The following is a 24,045-nucleotide window of genomic DNA, read 5'->3' on the forward strand; positions in this document are numbered from 1 at the left end:
GAACCAAATTAAGATCATCTATTTACTAGGCCTCGCATTTGCGGGGTTTTTAATGCTGAATAAAAGGAAAACTTGATGGAATTGCCCAATATTATGCACCCGGTCGCGAAGCTGAGCACCGCATTAGCCGCTGCATTGATGCTGAGCGGGTGCATGCCCGGTGAAATCCGCCCGACGATTGGCCAGCAAATGGAAACTGGCGACCAACGGTTTGGCGATCTGGTTTTCCGCCAGCTCGCACCGAATGTCTGGCAGCACACTTCCTATCTCGACATGCCGGGTTTCGGGGCAGTCGCTTCCAACGGTTTGATCGTCAGGGATGGCGGCCGCGTGCTGGTGGTCGATACCGCCTGGACCGATGACCAGACCGCCCAGATCCTCAACTGGATCAAGCAGGAGATCAACCTGCCGGTCGCGCTGGCGGTGGTGACTCACGCGCATCAGGACAAGATGGGCGGTATGGACGCGCTGCATGCGGCGGGGATTGCGACTTATGCCAATGCGTTGTCGAACCAGCTTGCCCCGCAAGAGGGGATGGTTGCGGCGCAACACAGCCTGACTTTCGCCGCCAATGGCTGGGTCGAACCAGCAACCGCGCCCAACTTTGGCCCGCTCAAGGTATTTTACCCCGGCCCCGGCCACACCAGTGACAATATCACCGTTGGGATCGACGGCACCGACATCGCTTTTGGTGGCTGCCTGATCAAGGACAGCAAGGCCAAGTCGCTCGGCAATCTCGGTGATGCCGACACTGAGCACTACGCCGCGTCAGCGCGCGCGTTTGGTGCGGCGTTCCCCAAGGCCAGCATGATCGTGATGAGCCATTCCGCCCCCGATAGCCGCGCCGCAATCACTCATACGGCCCGCATGGCCGACAAGCTGCGCTGAGCCATGGCTGACCACGTCACCCCCAATCTGCCATCGCGCGATTTCGATGTGACAGAGGCGTTTTATGCGAAGCTGGGCTTTGCGACGAGTTGGAAGGATCGCGGCTGGATGATCCTGCAGCGCGGCGGTTTGCAGCTCGAATTCTTCCCCTATCCTGACCTCGACCCAGCTACGAGCTCGTTCGGCTGTTGCCTGCGGTTGGATGATCTCGATGCCATGGTGGCATTGGTGAACGCGGCGGGAGCCGAGGAAAAAAGCACCGGCTGGCCGCGCTTCAAAGCTCCGCAACTGGAGGCGAGCGGCCTGAGGATCGGCTACCTGATCGATCCCGACTGCACGCTGGTGCGGCTGATCCAGAACCCCGACTGACCGCATGCCCGCGAAAATCAAGATTTGCGGGATCAGCACACCCGAGGCGCTCGATGCGACCATCGCGGCGCGGGCGGACTATGCCGGGTTGGTGTTCTATCCAGCGTCGCCCCGTGCGGTTACGTCGAATGTCGCGGGCGCTTTGACATCGCGCGCAGCTGGCCAGATCGCCATGGTCGGTTTGTTCGTCGATGCGGATGATGCTGTCATCGCCGACGCACTGGTGGCAGCCAAGCTGAACGCGCTGCAGCTGCACGGTTCGGAATCGCCCGAACGCGTGGCCCAGTTGCGCGCGCGGTTTGGCAAGCCGGTGTGGAAGGCGCTGCCCGTCGCCAGCGCCAGCGATGTCGCACGCGCCGCAGCCTATGCCGGGGCGGCGGACTTGATCTTGTTCGACGCCAAGACCCCCAAAGGCGCGCTGCCCGGCGGCATGGGGTTGGCGTTCGACTGGTCGCTGCTGGCCGGATATCGCGGTGCCTTGCCGTGGGGGCTGGCAGGCGGGCTAAATCCGACGAATGTTGCCGAGGCGATTGCGCGCACCGGAGCGCCGCTGGTCGATACCTCCAGCGGCGTCGAAAGCGCGCCGGGCGTCAAGGATACCGACAAGATTACCAATTTCGCCTTTGCGGTGCGCTTGGCCTAAATCGCGTCGATCAATAGGCGTCGTTCAGCGCAAAGATCGGCTTGCGGGTGCGCCACTGCCCTCGGGTGAAGTCGGGAAAATCTAACGTGCGATTGCCCTCAGCAATCGATTGTTCCGACAGAGGCGTGATCGCGCTCCAGGCCAGCGCGTCGTAAATGTCGATTGGCATCGGGGCCTTGGCCTTCAGCGCCTCGACAAAAGCGTGGATCACGAACCAGTCCATCCCGCCATGCCCGGCCCCTGCCGCCAGATCGGCGTAGCGTTTCCATAGCGGGTGATCGTATTTCGCAAACCAGCCCTCGGCAGGCTCCCAGCGGTGCGGCTGTGGGCTCTTGCCCTCCAGATAGATCGACTTGTTGACGTCCATCCACAGCCCCTCGGTGCCTTGCACCCGAAAGCCGAGAGAATAGGGGCGCGGCAGCGAGGTGTCGTGGCACAGCATGATCGTTTCACCATTAGTGCAGCCGATCATGGTGTTGACCACATCACCCAGTGCGAATTTCACCTCGGCGTTGGGATGATCGGCAGAGCCGTTCTTGACGACATAATCATGCAGCCCGCGCGCCTTACAGCCGAAGCCGCCAGCGCCCGCTTCGCCCGGCAACGCGACCTTCAGGGTGCGGGTCTGCGGCGGGTAGCACACGCCGGCATCGGCGCAGCCCTGGTACTTCACGGTCAGGGTGGTCGCGCTCGCGCCGGCCGCGGGCGTGCCGGTGAGGGTGCCGAGCAATTCCTTGCGGTAGGTTTCGACGTCGCCGAAGAATTCGTCGCGGTAGGCCTTGCCCTTCGGCAGCGCCATGGTCGCGCCGGTGAAGGCGGCATCGGCCTTGACCGAGGTGCGGTTGTCTTTGCACATTAAAGACTTAAACTGATGAATCATAAAATCAATAACTTACATTAGGTATGATTCAGTAAATTTACATTATAGTTCTAAACTCAATGAACTTTGAGTTTAGATAACCAATCCATTTATGACATAATAGTTGTAAATTTACTTATGTTTGAGTTTACCTATTCCAAATATCCAATAAGTAAATAAAACGGTGATTGCAAGTGATATAAAAATGACTATTGGGGATGGTACTTGCATTGGACTCAACCAAAATCCAAATAAAATACATGCAACAAATGCACTGCTACAAAGAAACAACTTAAAAAATACCACAAGTATTGAATCTGATTTTTTCGTAATATTCATTCAAACTTCCTCTTTGAGTTTACAACTATATTGTTAAAGTTTAGAACATTAATGTCATTTTTGAGACTTTAATGGTCAGTCACAATTACCTTTTAAAAATCTACAATTGATCTAGTTCCCTTAGGAAAAAAACCACTAATTGCTTAGTGGTTCGTTCTGATCTGGTGATTAATTGGATTCCGTGGATATGACAATAGATGTCATATAAAACCTTCTTTGAACTGTCGCCCTTCCAGCGACTCTAAGTGCATTTCAAGGAAATCTATTGCCACTTCTAAGTGATTTGCGTTGGCTGAACAATTCACCAACTTTTCATCACAAAGACATTTTCCCAAATTTGCCAACTGAGTAACCAACTCATTTCGTACAGAAGCCAAGCTGAGAGCTTCAATCTGAGCTTGCAGTTCTTCACTGAAAAACTGCAGTTCCATACGATTACCAAATTGTTGTTGCAGTAGATATTTATTTAATACCGCTACGGCTTTAGCGGTATTTAATTCACCGTTCATCAATATTACTTATTGTGACGGTACTGGCTTGGATAAACAGGGTTTGGATCAGCCCATAAACCAAGGCGTTGAGAACGTGCGTTGCTTTCAGCACTCAAAATAATTTTATCTTTGAGATATTCACGATAAGCCCATGCATAGCCATCTTTAACTTGCTTATAGTTAACACTATTCACGATGTTTAAGTTGGGCACTTGGTTTGTACGCATCTGAAAAATGGTACCAAGAGTACGACCGTAGCGGTCCTTACTATTTTCTTGCACATACACAATCGTTTCATGCAAGAAACTGATGTTCTGACGCGATTTCTGACCAAAAGCTTGACTTTTTTCTGGTGCATCAATCTGGTTGAAGCGAATACGGATCTGCTCATTGTTGTTGTTTAAAACGGTGATAGTGTCGCCGTCAGAAATACGTACAACTTTGCCAACAAAATCGGCTTGAGCTGCAGTAGCAACAACAGACATGGATAAGGTTAAAGCTAAACTTTTTAAAGTTGTATTAAGGTTCATTTTGAATCCTTAGTGGGTAAAGAATAGGTAAATTATATCGCATTACGTAACTGCAATTTTTTTCTTAAAAAATATATTTAGCTGATTAGTTAGGATTTATCCCCTTTCTCTCAAGCCAGTTTTTCCATTGAAGTGCATACGCAACTAAACCAGGTTGTTTCGCCGTGCCATTGCGATATATCGCATTAAAAGATGGCGTCCATGAATGGTAAGCAGCTGCTCTAACCCAAAAATCGGTTGACGGTTTTGTGGCTAATCGATTTCGCAAGATCTTGGCTGCAAGTCGCGCATTCAGACATCCATCAGTACGCACATAATGGCTATTATAACTTTCAAACATACCGCCACGTTTAAAGTGTATGGTATTGATTTGGAATTGCCCCATATCCAATGAAAGGTTTTTGTTTTGCACTGTTTGTCCATTGGTACCACGCTCTTTGCTATGTATACCCAATAAAACATACAGCGGAACACCTTCTGACCGCGCAGCATGAATAACACAACTCAAAGTAGCGACTCTACCCGGTACGGTTTGATCGTAAGATGCACTCGCTTGATTGTATTGCGTAGTTGGATAGGTATAAGTAACAGGACGGATATTCTGGCGAACGGGTTGTTGTTGTGGTGCTGGTGCTTGCTGGCCACTAGGTTGTGGTCTATTTTGTGCAACTGCCGTGCGCTCAGTGCTAGTCGGAGTTTCTTCAGTTTTTTTCGGTGTGTACTTCACGCCCAGGTAACGACTCGTAAAGCCTCTTGGCTTTGCTGGCGCCGTTTCTTGCTGAGTGTTGGTCATGACCTGAAATGGTCGATATGGTGTACTTGATCCATTAGAATTGACATGGTTTGCATATGCACCTAGAGCCTCAGAACTTTGAGGCAATTGAGCATAAGCAACGCTTGATCCTAATAGAGTCGCAAATAGCGTTGGTTTTAACAGCATATTAATCAGCACCTTTATCGTTGTTGTTGAAATTGTCGATTAGGTGCTGTTTACGGTCAGCTAACTTATTCAGTGTTTCAACTGGCAATGGGTTTTTGCCGTCATACCACGATAAGCTATATTTTTTTGGCGCATAGCGGAACCATGCCAAGAATGGCGAATTCGGTAAGAATAAAAGACCAGTACGGACTTGCCACGCACGATAAGCTGAATTGATACTAACCATGTATAGATAAAACACCAATAATACACCTGGTACAACAAGCATTGGATATAGCGCTTTAAAGAACATATAAACTACGTACAAGCCTGTAAACATAGATAATGCTAAATACAAATAAGAAGAAAACTGATGGTTTTTAATAAGCTTGTCTATTTCATCATTACTCATTGAAGCTAAACGTTCTTGCCCTCTTGGGTAGTGAGTATTAGCAATGAGTTTTTTAAGTTGTTTAAAATTGTTAGGTGCGACAATTTCATATTCACATAAAGGGTGTGCACATACCCAATTCACGTTGCCTTTATAAGAACGTGGAATCCTGTTGTCATGCATTAAAATCGATTTACCGCATTCGGGGCATGTTGGCGACAGCATTGATCTAATATTAGATAAATGCGGTAAAAACCCTTTTCTAGCTGAACTCCAGTGGCTTTTACGCCCGAAATCAAAAAAGACTCGCTTTAAAATACCTGATTTACGGGGTTGATTAGCTTCAATTGCCTGTTTAATGGCAGCTTCATCTAAAACCTCATTGGTAATATTTACCTTTTGTGTAGCACTATCAGAACTATTTTTATCTGAAGACATACTTTTACCTACGGACTTTTATTATGTAGAATACGTTATTATATTAAAGGATTTTCAACGTGTCTAAAACCCTTTTCAACTTCGCAACGGTTATTTTAATTTCCACCCTTTTAAGTGCCTGTAATAACTCTAATACTCCAAATGAACAAGATCCATTAAAAGGTCAAGAAAAGAAGTTTTTAGACGAATCCGCAACGAGTGAATCAAAAGAACTTGTGTTTTATGACTTGGTAGATCCTAAGAAAAAAGACCAACCTATAAAGGCTGAAGAAGCAAGTGCTTCCGAGCCTGAAGCCCAAGAACAACAACCTGAAAAGGCCTTATCTCCTGAGATTCTTGAAGCGATTCGTGAAAATACAGAACGACAAGAAAAAAAGGAAAATGCACTCAGAACAATAGCTGAAGCTAAGCGTATTGAAGAATTATTAGTAGGTAAAGATCGCAGTAGTGATGATGGTTATACCTATAACAGTGATGAATAATTGATATATCAATGGTTTTAACCAATACAAACTTATTATTTTAAGTTAAAATGATTTTAAATTTTTTGGTATATACGGTTATGTTTAACAGTGCTTTTAAGAAACATAAAATAAAAATATGTTTTGGCTTACCAATCATAATTGTGGTTTCGATCTTAATATTCAAAATCTACTCCTACCCCTTTAAGCCAAGACTCTTAAGCCCCGATTGGATTGAAAGTCGCTACAATGGTTGGGAAGTTGAACATCATGACTTATGGATTGCTACAATTGTGGATGTTGTTGGTCCAAAAACAGTAAAAATTAGAAATCAAAATGGAGAAGAAAAAATTATGGATCTTCTCTATATAAATGCTTTGCAATCTTCGGAAAAAATGAAAAACCTCTATATCAATAGCTTGTCCGGTTATGTTGGCCAACAGCTATTTGTAAAAGGAGATCCAGACAAAGCGCGGTTTAATGGCGTCTTGATCGATGGTAACGGTGAAAATATCAATCTAAACCTAACTTATGTACCAGGTGCGGTATTGGATATGTCATCAACTGCATACATTCATGACCGAGAAAAGCAATTAGTTCCTTATTTCGCGAATATCAATTCAGAAAATAGAACGTTTTAAGTTATAAATTAAGGGATATTAGAAAGGCCAAGCTATGCCAGCACCATTATGTTTCCTCACACTGGAATTTACCGCCAAAGTCAAGAATCCAGTTGATGTGCCTGACATTATTAAGTCGTCTATTTTGACGCGTATTAAAAAGTGCCGCACATCATCAATAGAACAGGTTCAGTATCTTTATAATGCTGAAGAGAGCTACTGGAAGCCAAAAAAACAAGTCACTGAAGAAGCAACTCAATATCATGGCATCACCAATGAAGATTTATTAACGCAAGACTCAATCAATGGTCTAAAGATTAAAAACTATGTTGTGTATTGGGCAAACGTTTATACATTTAGAATTTTGCAAAAAAGCAAAGTGAAGTTTTTTAATCACCGCTTTATCTTTTTAAACAACTTAATCAACGTGATTGGTGAAGATGGTTCCCTACCCATGACAGAATGGGCACGTTTAGCCAGTGCAGCTTCGGGAAATAATGAATTTCCAGAAGAGATACTGACTAACACTAACAATAAGGTCATCTGTTTGACCGTTATATTTGATTATATTTCTGAAAAATTAACATCACTTTATGGTTTGGATCTAAATAAGCATTACGATCTGGTTGCTGCAGTACAATACAACAGTGCCATCAAAGCTAAGAGTCAAAAATCATTAAAGGTTCATAAGCTTATGCGTGATGATTTTAATGAGTTTAAATTGCTTTTAGACAAAGGCATGGAGATTAAGAGAATTAAAAAGGAATATTTTATAAATAATAACTATCTCCCTTAAACCTAAAAGCCACTTTCTTAAAAGTGGCTTTTTTTACGTTAAACATAAAATAAACTATCACTAAAACCCTTTTTTAAAATATAATACTTTTAATTTCTATTTTAACTGGTGATACATTGTGAGTTTAATTAAGAAGCAAAAAGACATTCTATCTCACGACCCTCTTGTTTCAATTTTTAGTAACAATGACCTTTTAACAATCTCAGTTGATACGGATTCTGAAGATTTGAATCGTCAACCTAAAAATATAAAAATCCCGAATGCCGATCTTAAAGAGTTAACAATACAAATCAGTGGTTTTGATACTTTAGAAAACAATGATGTTGGTCGTTATTTCACTTGTTCTGGTACCGTAGAGCTCGTTAATACACTAGGTAATGGTGAAGAAAAACGTTTTGTATTAGCAGAGCCAAAAATCAAAGTAAACGTGGCTAAAAAAGGTCATTTACCGCAAACAGAACAAATTAAACAATTGGTTCGTAATGCGTGGATGGATGCATTTAGCTATGGTTGCCAAAACATTAACCAACCTTACCACTATGAAGATGAAACTTGGTTTGAACGCTTCAAAGGTAGCATTATTGGTAAATTTGTACTGATCGTACTTGCCACTTTCTTTGCTGCTTTCATTGGTTTGGCTATTTTTGGTTATGCTGCTGGTAAAAAACAACAGGACCCAACATTAGAAATTGCGAATCAAATTGCTCAAGATCCTGAAGCATTAAAGCAATTGCTGAATCAATATGATCAACAAAATAACCAATCTGGTGCACCTACTCCACAAGCATCACCAGAACAAGCAGCTGAGCAAGAAAGACAGCAAGAAATTAGCTCATTCGGTTTAGATGCTGGATCTAGCGAATAACGCTGATTAAGCAATAAAAAAGCACCTTAGTCATAAATACTTTGGTGCTTTTTTTATGCCTAAATTTATTATGCAAATTTAAAAAGAATCCAAATGATGACGAGATGTACTGGATAGAACCAGTACGCCTACTTCCCCACTGGCGGTAATTCAAAAGGTAAATTCATGTGCTGTCCTTTCAGTAGGAATTGTGCACCAATACACGTTGCAATGGCGCTACTGACAGCAAATGAGAATGCCAAAGAATATGTAGTCATATCCGTATAGTAGCCACCAATCAACCAGTTGAAAATGTTGGCCAATGAAGTGAGCAAGACGCTGATCATTAAAAAGTATTTCTTAGAATGAACGTTGGTTGTTTTAAAGAATAAATACAGGAATACAATTAATAAAACGCCCCACACGCTATACATAATAAAATTAGATAGCAATGTGATCACGACTAACAGAGAGACAAACTGCAGCGTTGCATATTTATGTTTAGATTCCCCTAATACAACAAGCAAAAATCCTAAAAGCAACGTAGGCATGACGTTCAGAGTTGTAAATGGCTCTTGGTTGAATAGTTGATACGGTACTTCTGATAGCACACAAAACAACGCCAAATTTTTAAAATAGTTTTTTAATGTATGGGTTTTCTTTTTAGAAATAGCTTGGTTCAAATTGAATGCAAGCATGATACAAAAAATAGGAAAAGCCCAACGGCCAATCGTCCTCAACAACAGATTATATTGAGGAAATAATATTGATGCGTGGTCAATAACCATGGTCACAATCGCAATCCACTTCAATAGATCCAAGGCTCTATTGCGATCTCGCACGGCGCTTTGGCTAATTACAGCTTCTTGTAGATGAACCATGTGTTATTTTTCGCTAAAGGGTTTGTATAAGCATCACTACGCTGTTTTCGGGTGTTGTTACGATTATCTAAGATCTCAATGCTATTCCAACCTTCGGGATAACCGAGCACCAGGCCAGAGTTATAAAATCTCGTGCGATGACGCTCTTCATCGCCGGCATAAAACAAGTACGCACGAATATCGTTATACGGTCGATGCCCGACCAATACGTTATCTTCATCACGATCAAAGTACTCATGAATTAAATCCGTATATTCACGATTGAAGTATCCGCACTTCTCAAACAGATCTGCACTTGAACGAAAAGTAATAGATTCCTTGGCCAGTGTTTTATTTAAAATCATGCGAGTGACATTACGAGCAAACACGGGCAAATTAAAATGCACAGGCAAATGAATTTCATTTATTTCGGACAAATCAATAGGATCACCAAAAGGACTAGAAAGTTCTAATGCTTTTTGATAAAAGTCCATCCATTGTGCAAGATATTCATCAACAAACTTTTTCTCACCATAATAAATTGGTAATCCATCAACCGTTAAAAGGTTTTGTGGAGGAAAAATATTGTTTCTTAAATCTAAGATGCTTTGTTTTAATTTTGCGATTTCGATTGGATCACTAATCATAACAACTCACTCGAATTAGAGTATTAAGATAATTATATAGGGTTTTAATTAATTGGATATAAGTTTTTAGCTCAGTAAATAAGCATTTTTGTTGTGTGGCGAATTAGAATTGATAAAAAATTTAAAAGAATATTTATTCTAGGAATTATTGATACAATGTATCTAATTTCTTACGAATTAGTATATACAATTGGGATTACTATGCTTACACCTGATCGAATAGACAAACAAGTTAATTTGGCTGGAATTTACAAGTCGTGGACCAATTTATTAAATCACTTGGACATTGATAGTCATCCTGAATACAACATCAATAAAACTCAGCCATGGTACTTGGCTAATTTTGTAGATTACCTACGCCTACTCAACTTTAAGTTTGATGAATTAAATCTAAGAGAGATTCGTGCAGTTGATTATGACTTGGTAGATTGGTCATTTCTTAAATCTAATCGCCTAAATGGTGTTGAGGTGTTTAAGGACCTTACCATTTATCTGCAGAAACCCATTTTTGTTACGCAATATCCTAAATGTGTACCCATCAATGCTGATGTTCGCGATCGTAAGCTTGCAGAGGTTATTTATGATTACTACAGACGCTTCTTACCGTTTTTCTATTCATTCATTAAATTGATCAGATCAACGCAGCGCTTATCTCTAGAACGTAAATTACCCGTGATTGATAACTTTATGTCTAATTTTGGAGATCTTAGTACTGGTGAGTTTTATTCAAATATTCCATTTGATGATGCAGAGCTCAAAAAGATTTTGAAAAATGGCTTTGAAAAATATAGAGAGCATAAATCAGAACAGCGGTTTAGCCGTGCCATCGCAGAGCTAACACCGATGTTTAAAGCTTTGTCTGAATACTTAAAGATTGTGTCTACGGTTAACTACGTGGATCTAGACCTTATTCACTTCTTACACAATGCATTTTTGGGTAAAAACTTTAATGTTTATTCAGATCTATTCGCTATGGATAAAGAACCTAATTTGTTGGTCAATTTAAGTTGGACATACACAAAAGCGGTCGTTTATGTGCATCGGCTATATTAAAAGGAAGAAGAATATAGCGATCTTTTAACGAAAGGGCCTGGTCATACCGAAGTTTTGTAGCAGAAGAAAAATCTGTACTGGTTTTGCCCGTGGCAAAGTCTAACCAAAAGACGTCATTTCCATCGCACAATAAACCTAAATTATCCTTTTCAAGCGCCACATACTTGATATAAGGATCATCTATTTGTGAGATCGAGGGGATATATTGATAGTCCACCTTTCATACAATATGTTTGCGAACGTGGTGCACGGCGATCGGTTGATCTATGGACCGTGCGTTATCCCATGCTACCTGAGCTTGCTCTAAAGTATATACGTGTGTCTTTTTACATTAATGTCTTAAACTGGCAAAATGTAAAATCAACAACTTACATCAAATCTAATTGAATAAATCCACATTACAGTTCTAAACTCAATGGATTTTTCAGTTTAGAAAAATAGCGGTTTTTTACAATATAGTTGTAAACCTAGCCTTTCCAAATTGGTAAAACTTCTTCAAAGGAAACTAGATAGATGGTTTGGAAGATGAACTCGTTTCATTATGGTTGGTATTTTCACCGTTACCCAATCTTTTTGTTTCTGTAACTGCTTGAGATTTTATAAAAATTACCTCTGTACACGACAAAAATAGATAACTCATTGAAATAATGTCACAATAATTGTTTTCTAACGACGAATACTATGACACATCTCAATGAGTTATATCTTATCTTAAACAAATCTCTAAAATGGAACAAGTCACATTTAAAGTGCTTTGCGCTCATCATGCTTGTGATCATTTTAAAGCAAACATGTAATCTTTCTTCTGCATCTAAAGCCTTGCCCATCAAGTGCTTACCACAATCATTTTATCGACGTATGCAGCGCTTCTTTGCAGGTCAGTATTTTGATTATCGTCAAATTTCTCAGTTGATTTTCAATATGTTTTCATTCGACAAAGTGCAACTGACTTTAGATAGAACCAATTGGAAATGGGGAAAACGAAATATTAATATCCTGATGCTCGCAATCGTTTATCGTGGAATAGCGATACCTATCCTTTGGACATTGCTTAATAAACGTGGAAATTCAGATACGAAAGAGCGTATTGCTTTGATTCAACGCTTTATAGCCATTTTTGGTAAAGACCGTATTGTGAATGTGTTCGCAGACAGAGAGTTTATCGGTGAGCAGTGGTTTACATGGTTAATTGAACAAGACATCAACTTCTGCATTCGTGTTAAAAAAACTTCATTGTCACCAATCATTTAGGAAAGAATCATAAAATTAGTGATTTATTTCGCCATCTTAAAGTTGGTCAAATTGAATGTCGTAAACGACGGATTTTGGTTGGTCGGGTGAAACTATATATAAGTGCACTACAGTTAGAAAATGGAGAGCTTTTACTCGTCGTTTCTCCTCAGTTTAATGCCAATGCTATTCAGGATTATGCATTACGCTGGGAAATTGAAACCTTATTCAGTTGTCTCAAAGGACGCGGGTTTAATCTTGAAAATACGCGCTTGACAGACCCTAGACGAGTGAAAAAATTGATTGCGGTGTTAGCTATAAGCTTCTGTTGGTGTTACTTAACGGGTGAATGGCAACATAATCAAAAAAAAGCGATAAAAATAAAGAAGCATGGACGACTCTCAATGAGTTTATTTCGCTATGGTTTAGACTATGTTCAAATGGCGATTCAGCGTTTAATTGGTTTTGGGAAAAAAGAAGAGTTTAAGGAAATTTTGGCAATTTTAAGAAAGCAGAATCCTGATAGGATAAGGGTTCTGTGAAATTTGTCGTGTACAGAGAAAAATTACAATACCTAAAACAATAATACCAACCACAAGAACTATTAATAGAATTTTATTCTTTTTCATAAGATTTTATAAAAACTGCCCAAATTTAAAATTGCAATCTTTTGCAGATGTGTATTGAGAAACAGCTCACCCATTATCTAGGGTTTCATAGTGTGTACCGGATACATTCTAAAATCTTTTATCACTTTTAGGATCAACAAACCCTGCTCTAACACGATACCCACTTGGGTTACTTGAATTATCTGTTCGTTGGTTGCCATTAGTAGCTTTTTGATCTGTTTTTACATATAGATTTTTATGTATGTACACCTGTTAAAGCATCATAAGAAATAGATTCGTTATACCAACCATATCCAAAACTTGGAATATATGCTTCTGTAAAATTTGACATTTTTTTTAATCTCTCTTTGTTTGCAACTATATTGTTAAAGTTTAGGACTTTAATGTCCAGTTTACGTTTGTGTTGTCAAATCACATATAAAGATAAGATCCGAGATATTAATGTTCTTCGAGCTAATAAAGGATTAAAACCTGTCAGAAAAGCAAATACAGCTGGCAGTATTTATGCTCGTTGGTATCTTGTTTATCAGGATCTTTTAATCATCATTGAGTGCCAAGTGGCTTTAAATAAAAAAGGCCCAGGTCTACCAGCTGGTATGCGTGACCTATTGTTGTACCATCTAGCAAACGCTTTAAGTTGGTTTACTATTTCAGATGCACTAGAAAATGAAGTCGCTGAGTGTGCAAGAAAATTTACTCCAAGCTTGTCACATCAAGAAGCTCTTTCTTATTGTTCAAGTGTAATCAACCGAGCCAAAAAGACCCAAATTGAAGGTAAAGAACATCGTTATCGCTACAGACGAGAAACGATTTATCGTGAGTTAGAGGATCTTATTCCTGAAGAAGTCTTACCACGCTTAAGGGCTATTATTCCAAATGAATTGGCAAGAGAAAGGAAGTTGGAAAGAACGTTGGAATCAAGACGAGAAAAAGGGATAGCTGAACGGGTCATCTATCGTGAAAGTCTTCAGACCAATAAATCTAAAGCGATTAAATTAAAAGCCCAAGGTTTAAAATATAAGGAAATCGCATTAGAACTAAATCTATCCATTGATACTATTAAAGGGTATTTCAGGAAAGGTGTATTGGTATGATGCCTTGTATAGTGGCGCGTGTCAGGCGTTTACTGCATTTGATTTGTTATGCTCTCTCCCCTTTCACAAGCTGGTGAAGCTTTATATGTTTAATAAGGAGCTTCACCATCTTTTTACAGTTAATATTTATTGAACTAATTTCATCAAACTACCAAAACTATCAATCACAGAATATTGAACTGCATCCCCCAATGATTGATTTTCTTGATTTATAGTAGCGAAGAACTTTTCAGCACTTTCAATTTTACGTTTCTCTTTTTCCCGTAGGTCACTGTCTAGCATTGAGCCTTTAGTTTCTGCAACGAAATAGATTTGGCGTACTTTATCCTTATTGAAAGCAATCGCCCAGTCAGGGTTATAGCTACCAAAAGGCGTAGGGATCTGGAAACGATCAGGAAGTTTAGCGTAGACGACCACCTCATCTGCACCATCCAACTCTTCAACAAATTTACGCTCATTATCAGAATCAGTGACGACATAATCCCAGATATGACGCTCTGCCTTATACGCCTGTAATGGAATATTCTCATTACTTACAAATATTTCATTGTCAGGATAAGTGCTATCTAAAGGATTATATTTCAGTCCTTGAATGACCATTTTTGCTTGCTGTTCATTGATGATACGACTCATTTCACGAATGAAAGCTTCTGGATTCAACTTAAATTGTGAAAATACCGCAGCGTTAATTCCCTGTAAGATACGGGCAACCGTTTTACGAGTGAGATTGGTATCATCGGCAATATTCCCAATCAGGTCATAGGTCACTTGAGACTGAATAGAAATATTCGCAACCTCAGTTTTGGAAGCCACCTTCCCAAACATTTCTTTGGCTTTGACTTGCTCATAGGTGGATTCATCATTCTGTGTAGCTTCTGCAAGTTTATAACTCAGCGTTTCCACAAATTTATTGTTACGCTCTTTAGCGGTACGTTCAACAGCACTAATGCTTTGCTCAATGAGTTTTTCAGAATCTAAATGAATTTGATAAACGGCTTTTCGATTAATTCGAGACCATAAAGCCTGAAACTCTTTACGTTCTAAATTGGCTTGGTTGATCGTATTGGTTAGCTTTTTATTGCCATTATCAGCCATACCCTCCAAAGCTTTAGGATCAAACAGCCCATCAATCAGCTTGTGAATTTGCTCAGTATATGCAACCAAGTTTTCAGGCAATTCAGCCAGCGTACCTTGCTCTTTCGCTTCGTGATACTTTGGCGTTAACTGATCATTGTCATCAATATAATCGTGCTTAGACAGATGCTTATTAATCTGCTTTGCCATTAATTCAGTGACTTCAACACTAGACCCATCGGATAACTTAAAGATTTTCCCTTTAAAGTAATCAGGGGTCGCTTGTGTCGGGCGATTCTGAATCGTATTCAGAATTTCTGATTGTAGATTCGACACAAACTCTTTGTAACTTTCATTGGTCACAACTGTGAGATTATTCAGTTTATGAATTTCTCCTAATGCCCCTTGGAAATGGTTGGCATCCATACGTTCGCCAAATTTATTCACTGCAAGGCGCATACCACGGCCAACTTCTTGGCGACGAGAAATTACATTATCTGAATGCTTTAAAGTACATATCACAAAGACGTTCGGGTTATCCCAACCTTCCCGTAACGCTGAATGAGAGAAAATAAAACGAGTTGGCTCTTCAAAGGAAAGTAGGCGTTCTTTATCTTTTAAAATCAGGTCATAAGCGTCTGTATCATTGGATACCTGAGCTTCTTCAGCTTTCTTATCAATTGCTGGATTGGCAAGACGTTTTGATTTCTTATCAATTGAGAAATAACCGTTGTGAGTACGGTCTACCTCAATTGCTTTCAGATAGTCAAAATATGGGTCATTTTCTAAGTTTAGATCCTCAATTTCATTGAGTACCTGTTGATACTGTTCTTTAAAAATTTGAACGTATTCGCCATCTACAGGATTATTATCCTCATCATATTGACGATATTTTGCCACTTCATCAATGAAGAAAAGACTCAGGACTTTAATACCCTGATTGTATAACTGACGTTCTTTTTGAATGTGTGCACGAATCGTTTCACGGATCTGAATGGTTCGCATGATCTTTTCATCAACATGCCCCAATGCTTCACCCACATGAATTTTTGTGCCATTCAAGAAAGTAATCGAGTTATCTCGTGCATCAATGTCTGAGACTACATAACGGTCATTGTATTGTTCAGCTTTATTTGAAATATCGTAAAGGTTATCGCCTTTACTAACCTTTCTTACCTCACGTTTAAAACCATTCTTGGTTTCAATCTCAATTTCTAAGCGAGCGACAGGTGCAGATTTAGATACAATGATGTCTTGTAAGTATAAATAACCATGTGTACCCGTTAAGCCTTGTACTTCCACACCTTTCACGGTGATTTTTTTCACCAGTTTTTGGTTATAGGCATCCAAGGCATCCAAACGGTAAACAAGGTTATAGTTGCGCTTATGCGTCGCTGAATAGCGCAAAATGAATAAGGGGTTGAAGTTTGATAAAGACTCTAGGGTTTTATCCGCCCCCATCTTTTGTGGTTCATCCAAGATCAAAATTGGACGGTTACGACTAATCACATCAATTGGACGACGCGATTGGAATTCATCTAGTTCGTCATAGATCCGACGGTTATCTTTACCTGTCGCATTAAACGCTTGAACGTTAATCACCATGACGTTGATCCCACCATTCGAGCTAAAGCTTTCCAAATGGTGTAATGCTTTGGAGTCGTAGATAAAGAAACGGGCCTTTTTGCCGTATTGCTCTTGAAAGTGATCAGCCATCATATTCAGGCTTTTGTAAACGCCCTCACGAATGGCAATGCTTGGTACGACTACAATAAATTTCGACCAGCCATACTGTTTATGCAGTTCAAACATGGTACGGATATAACAATAGGTCTTACCTGTACCTGTTTCCATTTCAATATCAAGGTTTAATTGGCTTTTGGTCAGGTTCTTGCCTTTGCCATTATCATCCGTGATGAGTTGAGATGATCTTTGTAATCCACTTGCTGCTTGTACTTCCTGAATGTTTTTCAGTACAGCTTGTAGATCATAAATATGTGCATTCTCAAAACCAACTTCTGTAATAACTTTCTTCGCTTTACCACCTTGTAAGTCCAAGGTTTCCTCTAGCATGTCAACCTGTGCAGTTGCTTTTTTAGTTTTCGCTGCACCTTGGTCAATCATATAACGATGACCTTCAGAACGTGGTTGTCCTTTAAAGCAATCCACAATCGCTTGTACAGAGTCTTTTTGATAACCAAGGGTTTTAAAACGGATTTCCATTATTTAAACCCTCTTAAAGAAACTTGACTTCGGTATCAGGAGAGAGCTGTTTAAAGCGTTCTTTGATATTGGTTTTATCATGGTCAAGATGAATGGCTTTTTCTGCTGATACGAAGCGTAAAGGATGATCTTTGGCAACTTCATCAACCACATCAAATGTCAAATCATCAAAACACGCTACAAGGCTATTGCCTGCAACATAAAATACTTCTTTTCCTGCAATAGTTTTACGTTCAATTGGTAATGAAAGCTCAAGCCCCCAATCCAACATGACTTGGAATAACAGATCTTCAGATGTACGGTCTTCTTTAATATTTGAAGCTAAATCCAGCATATCAGCTTGTTTTAAAGCATCTGGTGTGTAATACACATCTTTCATATTGCTAGAGTCAATTTTTAAGACTCGGAAACCAATATCTAAGTTTTCGATGCCTTCTTTAGTTGCATTATCTTCTATGATCTTTTTACCTGCACGACGGATACGTTCTTTGCTTAATTCAGTTATGAAATGAGGTAAATTTAACTCTTTTAAAGTTGAAATAGCATTTTCAGCAATTCTTCTAGCATTCCCAGAAGTACTATGCAACATTAAATCTATATCTTCTTGTATTTGAACTAAAATATAATGCCTACTAATACCATCGAGATTTTGTGAAAGTATGGCCTCTGCCATCGTCCCAGAACCTGAAAAAAAATCTAAAACAATATCATTATGGTTAGAAGCTCCAAATCCTAGTAAAAATTTTAATAACTCTACTGGTTTAGGATTAGAAAAAACATCTTGCTTAAATAAACTATAGACATTATCTGAACCTGAACTTGTGGTGCCTTTGTCATCTATAATTGTTTCAGTCTTAAATATACTTCTAGGCTTTTTACCTTGAGGCATTCTTTGTTTAAATTGCACTGACCATCCATTTAATGTTTCAACAAAACGTATTTCACCATCTTTTTTGTCTTGTAAAAATCTGTCTCGACTTCGTAACCAACTGATGGGATTACCATCTTCGTCTTTCTCCAGGACTGTTCCATCTGGACATTCTATAGAATAATATTGTTTGCCAGATTTTCTTTTGAAAGTATCCCAATAAAATTTGCCAATACTATCTTCTTCTTTATATCTTTTTGCATATTCCTCGGAATATGATTCGAAGAATGCTTCCACTAAAGATTTATTTTTTGAAAAAACAAGTATATATTCATGTTCTGTAGCAATATGTATGGAATCATTACCGCCACCTTTTTTGTTTTGCCAGATTAATTGAGCTATAAAATTCTGCTGTCCAAAGATTTCATTACATAAACTTTTTAAATTATTAACCTCTGCATCGTTTATACTGATAAATATTAATCCGTCATCCTTAAGTAAGTTTTTAGCTAACAGTAACCGACTATACATATTACTCAACCAAGCTGAATGGAATCTACCTTCAGTCTCTTTCCAAGCTACTAATTTGTTTCCATCTTCATCTACTTGGTTTGAGCGTTCAAAAAATTTATTTGTACTTTCTGCAAAGTCATCTTCATAAATAAAATCATTACCTGTGTTGTATGGTGGGTCAATGTAAATCATTTTGACCTTGCCCAAGTAATTTTCTTGCAGAAGTTTCAAGGCTTCGAGGTTATCACCTTCGATAAACAAGTTTTCTGTCTTATCAAAATTAATGCTTTCTTCACGGCATGGGCGCAAGGTTTTCGCAATTGGGGCATTAGCCGTTAAAATGGCTTCTTTTTTGCCGACCCAATCAAGACGATAGCGTTCTTGCTCACCATCAACCAAAACTTGTGAAAGTTCTTGTTTAAGCAAGTCAAAATCAACAGCTTTTTTCAATTCACCATTTTCATCTTTGGTTTCGGTAATGCAGTTTGGGAATAGTGCTGCAATCTTTTCGATGTTGCTATCGACTAGGTTTGGTGAGTGCATTTTTAACTTGTCCATCAATATACCTTTATATTTAATTCACTAATTTGTTTAAATCAGATTCAAGTGCATGAATATGCTTATTGAGTTCAACCTTACGATTAAACTGTTTTTCAGTTCTCAACTTGGATTTCAGCTTATCAAGCTGCTTTTGCAAGCTTTCAAGTTGTTGAGCTCTTTGCAATTTAAGTTCAATGGAAATAGATTCATCATCCTCTCCTGAATCTTCGCTTGATGTAATCGGCAATATCTGTGCGATGAAATATTCATATAGATCAGCCAGTTTTAAGTAAAGGGGCAATTCAATACGATCATGATCTTCTAGCCACTCAGAAGCATAATATTGACCTATCACCGCTTTAGTTTTGTCTGCTTGATTCAAACGTTTATAGGTTGCAACAACTTTCACTTTATCTTGATAAACAACTTCAAAAATAATGGGAGTGAGAATGAGCTTATCAATGAAAGATAGAATCGACACATCTAAATCTTCAACCCGACTTTTCACTCGAAAGATTTGAATTTCCTTCAAATCTTCCTGATCTTGGAGGTGAATTGTAGATGAAGCCAACTTGTAAGCCCACCGTATATTTTCCACTTGATCAACAAATAGCTGTTCGATCTTGGTATTGGCTTTTCCTTGTTCATAAAACTTATTTTTCGGAATTAACCGATCCACTTTAGCCTGGGGTGGAAATTTATATAACTTCATGATCAAGATTCTTCAATCACAATAAAACTAATAAGCTCAAAGTCATTTAATCCAGAAACCACATCTACCAACGCTGATGTAGTCAAGCCTGAAAACAAGCTATCAATATCCTTCTCAGCTTTTACGTCCTGAATGGTATGAATCACAATATCCAACAATTCTGAATATTGGCTCATATCTCGTCCATCATTGGTTTTCTCATTAAACTTTTCATACGCTTCAGGAATCGGATGATCCTTTCCTCGACATGCTTTACGTGCTACATCCAATAAATATTTTGCTTGGGTGTAGTCATAAACGACTTCACCGCCTTGATTAATATAAACTAAGTAATATGGATATAGGCGGTTGCTTTGGCTGTTAGGCGACTCAGGATGTCGTGCTCTTAGGGTGAAAATTACTCCCGCATTTAAACCGAGTTCTGGCTGTGCAGGCACAACAGTATGTAGTCCATTCGGTAATCGCTCCAATTCAGGATGCTCTTCCATATAGCCAAGCAAATCCATACGGAAGTCATTCAAACCTAAATCGGTAATAGAAACCCCTGTATTGGCATCTTCCAAATCTAAAACTTCAGTTTGTAGCTTTTGCAATTGTTCACGACGATAGGCAATATCATTGGCTTGAGCACTGAGAACGTTATCATCTCCCGTACTGGTCATATCGACGATCACCATGCGATTCTCGACCCGTTCTCGCAAGTTAATATATTCATCCAGACTAATATCAGGCCAGTAATTAACGAGCTGAATGACGCTGTTTGATGAGCCAATACGATCCACACGCCCAAAGCGTTGAATGATGCGTACAGGATTCCAGTGAATATCGAAATTAATCAAATAATCACAGTCCTGTAAGTTTTGTCCTTCAGAAATACAATCCGTTGCAATGAGCACATCAATTTCTCTGGATTCTTCAGGGAATACGTCTGCTTTTTGCTTTGACTGTGGAGAGAATAAGGTGAGTAAGCCCTGCATATCATAGCTTTGACGGCTTCCTACTCTGGTCTTGATCGTTGAAGTATTGTCACTACCAATCACCTTGGCACTGTGCAGACCATAGCTTTGCAGCAAAATCGGTGCGATATGCTCATAGATATAATTCGCTGTATCCGCAAATGCAGTAAATATGATGACTTTACGGTTACTGGCATTAATTGGGTTCTGAATTTTCTCAACAACATGCGCTTTAAGATGCTGTAGTTTGGCATCCTTTTCAGCGTTAATTGGCTGAATCATTCGCAGTAAACCGAGAATAATGTGGTAGTCACCGTCTAGATCCGTTTTCCAGCTCAATAGATCCATATCGGCCAAATGAATTTTGAGCTTATTACCGATGAGATCTTCAGTATTGAGTAACTCGCCATTTTCATCTTCATCGTAGCCAAAGTCTGGTGAAATACTAACTTCATCATCCGCTTGACGTGCTTCAAAGTCGGCAATTTTAGCAAGTACATTCTCAATATTTTTCTTTAACACATTCAGCGTCAGCCTAAAAGCGTGAACAGAACTTTCTAAGCGTTTCAGTAAGTTAACGGTCATCAACGCCTGTAAGCTTTTTTCACGGTCTACCTGTCTTAACTTACCTTTGCCTTCTACACGAGTATCAAAAATCTCTTCATATTTTCTTAAGGCACTTGGAAAGATATAACTGACTGGTGCATAAACTGACATCTTGATTAAAGAAAGATCTGCATAAATTTGATTCAGAGAAACACTATCCTGATCGGTTGATAATGCACAACGGAATGAAATTGGCTTGAGTCGTTGAGGGAACTGTCCAATATCTTTGGTGTCATAGAAAGTTTGAATGTGCTTTCTTGAACGAGCAATCGTCACGCTATCTAACAGCTTAAAGAAATCGAAATCTAGAAGGTTAAGAATTGCTTGAGTTGTCCGTTGGGCAGGATCTAGTTTTGCCCAGGCATTAAAGCTGGCCTGTGCTCTACGGAATATGGTTTCGATATCACGTTCAGTATCGAGCTTATTTTCCAATAAAACTGCATTGCCTTCATAAGCAAGGGCGAGCTGATTCTTGAGGTCAGTAAAGTGATTATTTACTGGTGTAGCAGACAACATCAGTACTTTGGTTTTCACGCCTTGACGAATCACTTGATTCATTAAGCGGTCATAACGTGTTTCACGATCCTTGAACGTGCCACGGTTGCGGAAGTTATGCGATTCATCAATCACAACCAAATCGTAGTTGCCCCAATTGATTTTCGCTAAATCTATACCTAGGGTTTCACCACCTTTACGAGAGAGGTCCGTGTGATACAGCACATCGTAGCTAAAACGGTCTTTAGCAAAAATGTTCGTGACTAGGTTGGCGTTATAATTCGTCCAGTTTGCTCCCAATTTCTTAGGACATAAAACCAGAACGCTCTTATTGCGTAATTCATAGTATTTGATTACGGCCAATGCAGTGAAGGTCTTACCTAACCCCACACTATCCGCCAAGATACAGCCATTATAGGTTTCTAGTTTATTGATGATGCCTACTGCTGCATCTTTTTGGAAATTGAACAGCTTATTCCATACTAAGGTATCTTGATAACCTGTGAGATCATTCGGCATGACATCTGCATTGATATCTTCCAAGAAGTCTTTGAAGATATTGTAAAGCATTAAGAAATAAATACGTTCAGGTGGATTTTCCTGATAGACAGACTCAATGTGTCGAATAATTTCACTGGTGACATCTTCAACTTTTGAGGTGTCATTCCAAATTTGATTGAATAGCTGAATATAGGTTTGCACCATTGGTTGCTCATCAAAGCAGTTCACCATATTGGAAATCGCATTGCCTCTTTCAAAACCTAATCCCATAGGGGTAAACCCTTGAATAGGCATATAGGTTAAAGATTGCTCTGGTTTTTGAATACTTATGAATTCCTGCATAGGTGCATTGCTATTATTTGACTTGAATATGGCTTTTCGTCGTATCCAATCTGCACATTCTTTAGCAATTGCTTTTTGTGATAACTGATTTTTTAAGTGAATTTCAAATTCTGTTCCATACAGGCTGCTTTCACGGTCTTGTTTAGGAATAACAAACTCACGTTTTTCCTTTTTTAGCTTATCTGTGACGTTATCAGCGACAAAGGTTGGAGATGTAAAAACAAATTGCAGCTCTTCGACCTTTTCTAATTCTTTTTTTAAAGCAGCATAGGCATAGATTGAAAAGTATGAAGCGGCAATCTTTAATCTGGATTTGCTACTGAGATTTTCCCCTATATCTGAACCTAAAGTATTGTTGAGGTTATCAATGAGTTTCATAAGAGATTAGGGGTGAAATATAAAAAGATGAGAAATTATAACAGTATAACAACCCTATACATGCCTCAAATCCAAAGTAAAGTTAGCCCATTTAAAAAGTGTATAGGTGTGATGCCTTGTATAGTGGCGTTAGCCAGCCGTTCCTTTTGCCTGGTACACATGCTTAACCTGGGCCATAGGTTCTCTTCAGATCCTCAGTGATCTTCATTTGAATGAAACCTAAGTTATTACGCCAAAGATTAAAACTATACGCGTACAGCCTTCAGATCCGCAGTAAAGCATTCAATCTAAAAAAGTGTATAGGTGTGATGCCTTGTATAGTGGCGTTAGCCAGCCGTTCCTGTCTTTTTACATTAATGTCTTAAACTGGCAAAATGTAAAATCAACAACTTACATCAAATCTAATTGAATAAATCCACATTACAGTTCTAAACTCAATGGATTTTTCAGTTTAGAAAAATAGCGGTTTTTTACAATATAGTTGTAAACCTAGCCTTTCCAAATTGGTAAAACTTCTTCAAAGGAAACTAGATAGATGGTTTGGAAGATGAACTCGTTTCATTATGGTTGGTATTTTCACCGTTACCCAATCTTTTTGTTTCTGTAACTGCTTGAGATTTTATAAAAATTACAATACCTAAAACAATAATACCAACCACAAGAACTATTAATAGAATTTTATTCTTTTTCATAAGATTTTATAAAAACTGCCCAAATTTAAAATTGCAATCTTTTG

At 39.4% G+C, this 24,045-nt stretch carries 20 protein-coding genes and 1 pseudogene; 10 read left to right on the plus strand and 11 right to left on the minus strand.

The features are described 5' to 3' along the window. Positions 1-75: 75 nt before the first annotated feature. The 3 genes from JFY49_RS16200 to JFY49_RS16210 are packed head-to-tail and all read left to right on the plus strand — an operon-like array spanning position 76 to position 1,900. Positions 76-888: a subclass B1 metallo-beta-lactamase NDM-1 gene (locus tag JFY49_RS16200; protein ID WP_004201164.1), complete on the plus strand. Its 813-nt coding sequence runs from the start codon at positions 76-78 to the stop codon at positions 886-888. Between the two features lie 3 nt (positions 889-891). Beyond that, positions 892-1,257: a bleomycin binding protein Ble-MBL gene (ble, locus tag JFY49_RS16205; RefSeq protein WP_004201167.1), complete on the plus strand. Its 366-nt coding sequence runs from the start codon at positions 892-894 to the stop codon at positions 1,255-1,257. A gap of 4 nt (positions 1,258-1,261) precedes the next feature. Then, positions 1,262-1,900 (plus strand): phosphoribosylanthranilate isomerase, encoded by a 639-nt coding sequence (locus tag JFY49_RS16210; protein ID WP_004201168.1) that lies wholly within the window; start codon positions 1,262-1,264, stop codon positions 1,898-1,900. 10 nt (positions 1,901-1,910) lie between these two features. On the opposite strand, the pseudogene JFY49_RS16215 reads toward JFY49_RS16210, so the two are convergent. From JFY49_RS16215 to JFY49_RS16235, 5 genes and pseudogenes are all read right to left on the minus strand, one after another. Further along, a pseudogene (locus JFY49_RS16215) lies at positions 1,911-2,744 on the minus strand (protein-disulfide reductase DsbD domain-containing protein); the annotation flags it as partial. 554 nt (positions 2,745-3,298) lie between these two features. After that, positions 3,299-3,607, minus strand: a complete 309-nt coding sequence (locus JFY49_RS16220; RefSeq protein ID WP_200224924.1) for a hypothetical protein — start codon at positions 3,605-3,607, stop codon at positions 3,299-3,301. A gap of 5 nt (positions 3,608-3,612) precedes the next feature. After that, a complete protein-coding gene (locus JFY49_RS16225) occupies positions 3,613-4,119 on the minus strand; it encodes a thermonuclease family protein (protein WP_125297757.1) in 507 nt (168 codons plus the stop codon). 85 nt (positions 4,120-4,204) lie between these two features. Continuing rightward, on the minus strand, positions 4,205-5,059 hold the full coding sequence (locus JFY49_RS16230) for a transglycosylase SLT domain-containing protein (RefSeq protein ID WP_024160729.1): 855 nt from the start codon (positions 5,057-5,059) through the stop codon (positions 4,205-4,207). Position 5,060: 1 nt separating this feature from the next. Beyond that, entirely contained in the window at positions 5,061-5,867 is an 807-nt protein-coding gene (locus tag JFY49_RS16235; RefSeq protein ID WP_024160730.1) for a hypothetical protein, read from the minus strand. Positions 5,868-5,926: 59 nt separating this feature from the next. Between JFY49_RS16235 and JFY49_RS16240 the strand changes: the two genes are divergently transcribed. From JFY49_RS16240 to JFY49_RS16255, 4 genes are all read left to right on the plus strand, one after another. Next, positions 5,927-6,349 (plus strand): hypothetical protein, encoded by a 423-nt coding sequence (locus JFY49_RS16240; protein WP_024160731.1) that lies wholly within the window; start codon positions 5,927-5,929, stop codon positions 6,347-6,349. Positions 6,350-6,429: 80 nt separating this feature from the next. Then, on the plus strand, positions 6,430-6,969 hold the full coding sequence (locus JFY49_RS16245) for a hypothetical protein (RefSeq protein ID WP_024160732.1): 540 nt from the start codon (positions 6,430-6,432) through the stop codon (positions 6,967-6,969). Positions 6,970-7,003: 34 nt separating this feature from the next. After that, positions 7,004-7,744 (plus strand): hypothetical protein, encoded by a 741-nt coding sequence (locus tag JFY49_RS16250; RefSeq protein ID WP_005006125.1) that lies wholly within the window; start codon positions 7,004-7,006, stop codon positions 7,742-7,744. 118 nt (positions 7,745-7,862) lie between these two features. Next, positions 7,863-8,609, plus strand: a complete 747-nt coding sequence (locus JFY49_RS16255; protein ID WP_024160733.1) for a hypothetical protein — start codon at positions 7,863-7,865, stop codon at positions 8,607-8,609. 128 nt (positions 8,610-8,737) lie between these two features. Here the strand turns inward: JFY49_RS16255 and JFY49_RS16260 are convergent, their stop codons facing one another. Together JFY49_RS16260 and JFY49_RS16265 are read right to left on the minus strand one after the other, a co-directional pair. Then, positions 8,738-9,469, minus strand: coding sequence for a TraX family protein (locus tag JFY49_RS16260; RefSeq protein ID WP_200224925.1), 732 nt, complete (start codon positions 9,467-9,469; stop codon positions 8,738-8,740). Further along, positions 9,445-10,095: a hypothetical protein gene (locus tag JFY49_RS16265; RefSeq protein WP_200224926.1), complete on the minus strand. Its 651-nt coding sequence runs from the start codon at positions 10,093-10,095 to the stop codon at positions 9,445-9,447. The genes JFY49_RS16260 and JFY49_RS16265 overlap by 25 nt, the downstream gene beginning before the upstream one ends. Before the next feature lie 201 nt (positions 10,096-10,296). Here JFY49_RS16265 and JFY49_RS16270 point away from each other — a divergent pair, with 201 nt between their 5' ends. From JFY49_RS16270 to JFY49_RS16280, 3 genes are all read left to right on the plus strand, one after another. Beyond that, a complete protein-coding gene (locus JFY49_RS16270; protein WP_227609671.1) occupies positions 10,297-11,148 on the plus strand; it encodes a hypothetical protein in 852 nt (283 codons plus the stop codon). Positions 11,149-11,829: 681 nt separating this feature from the next. Then, positions 11,830-12,920 (plus strand): IS4-like element ISAba1 family transposase gene (locus tag JFY49_RS16275; RefSeq protein WP_100222414.1). Its coding sequence is split into 2 segments (ribosomal slippage): positions 11,830-12,370 and positions 12,370-12,920, totalling 1,092 coding nucleotides; the frame shifts between segments, so codons are not numbered across the junction. Between the two features lie 470 nt (positions 12,921-13,390). Further along, on the plus strand, positions 13,391-14,101 hold the full coding sequence (locus JFY49_RS16280; protein ID WP_121532455.1) for a hypothetical protein: 711 nt from the start codon (positions 13,391-13,393) through the stop codon (positions 14,099-14,101). Positions 14,102-14,227: 126 nt separating this feature from the next. On the opposite strand, the gene JFY49_RS16285 is transcribed toward JFY49_RS16280, so the two are convergent. Genes JFY49_RS16285 through JFY49_RS16300 form a run of 4 tightly spaced genes read right to left on the minus strand, consistent with a single transcriptional unit; the run spans position 14,228 to position 23,309 of the window. Continuing rightward, positions 14,228-17,398 (minus strand): type III restriction-modification system endonuclease, encoded by a 3,171-nt coding sequence (locus JFY49_RS16285; RefSeq protein ID WP_200224927.1) that lies wholly within the window; start codon positions 17,396-17,398, stop codon positions 14,228-14,230. 13 nt (positions 17,399-17,411) lie between these two features. Then, positions 17,412-19,337 (minus strand): site-specific DNA-methyltransferase, encoded by a 1,926-nt coding sequence (locus JFY49_RS16290; protein WP_200224928.1) that lies wholly within the window; start codon positions 19,335-19,337, stop codon positions 17,412-17,414. 16 nt (positions 19,338-19,353) lie between these two features. Next, a complete protein-coding gene (locus tag JFY49_RS16295) occupies positions 19,354-20,031 on the minus strand; it encodes a DUF4391 domain-containing protein (protein WP_121532461.1) in 678 nt (225 codons plus the stop codon). A 2-nt stretch (positions 20,032-20,033) separates the two neighbouring features. Continuing rightward, a complete protein-coding gene (locus JFY49_RS16300) occupies positions 20,034-23,309 on the minus strand; it encodes a helicase-related protein (protein ID WP_200224930.1) in 3,276 nt (1,091 codons plus the stop codon). Positions 23,310-24,045: the final 736 nt, after the last annotated feature.

Origin of the sequence: Acinetobacter sp. CS-2, assembly GCF_016599715.1 — a bacterium.
Taxonomy (GTDB): domain Bacteria; phylum Pseudomonadota; class Gammaproteobacteria; order Pseudomonadales; family Moraxellaceae; genus Acinetobacter.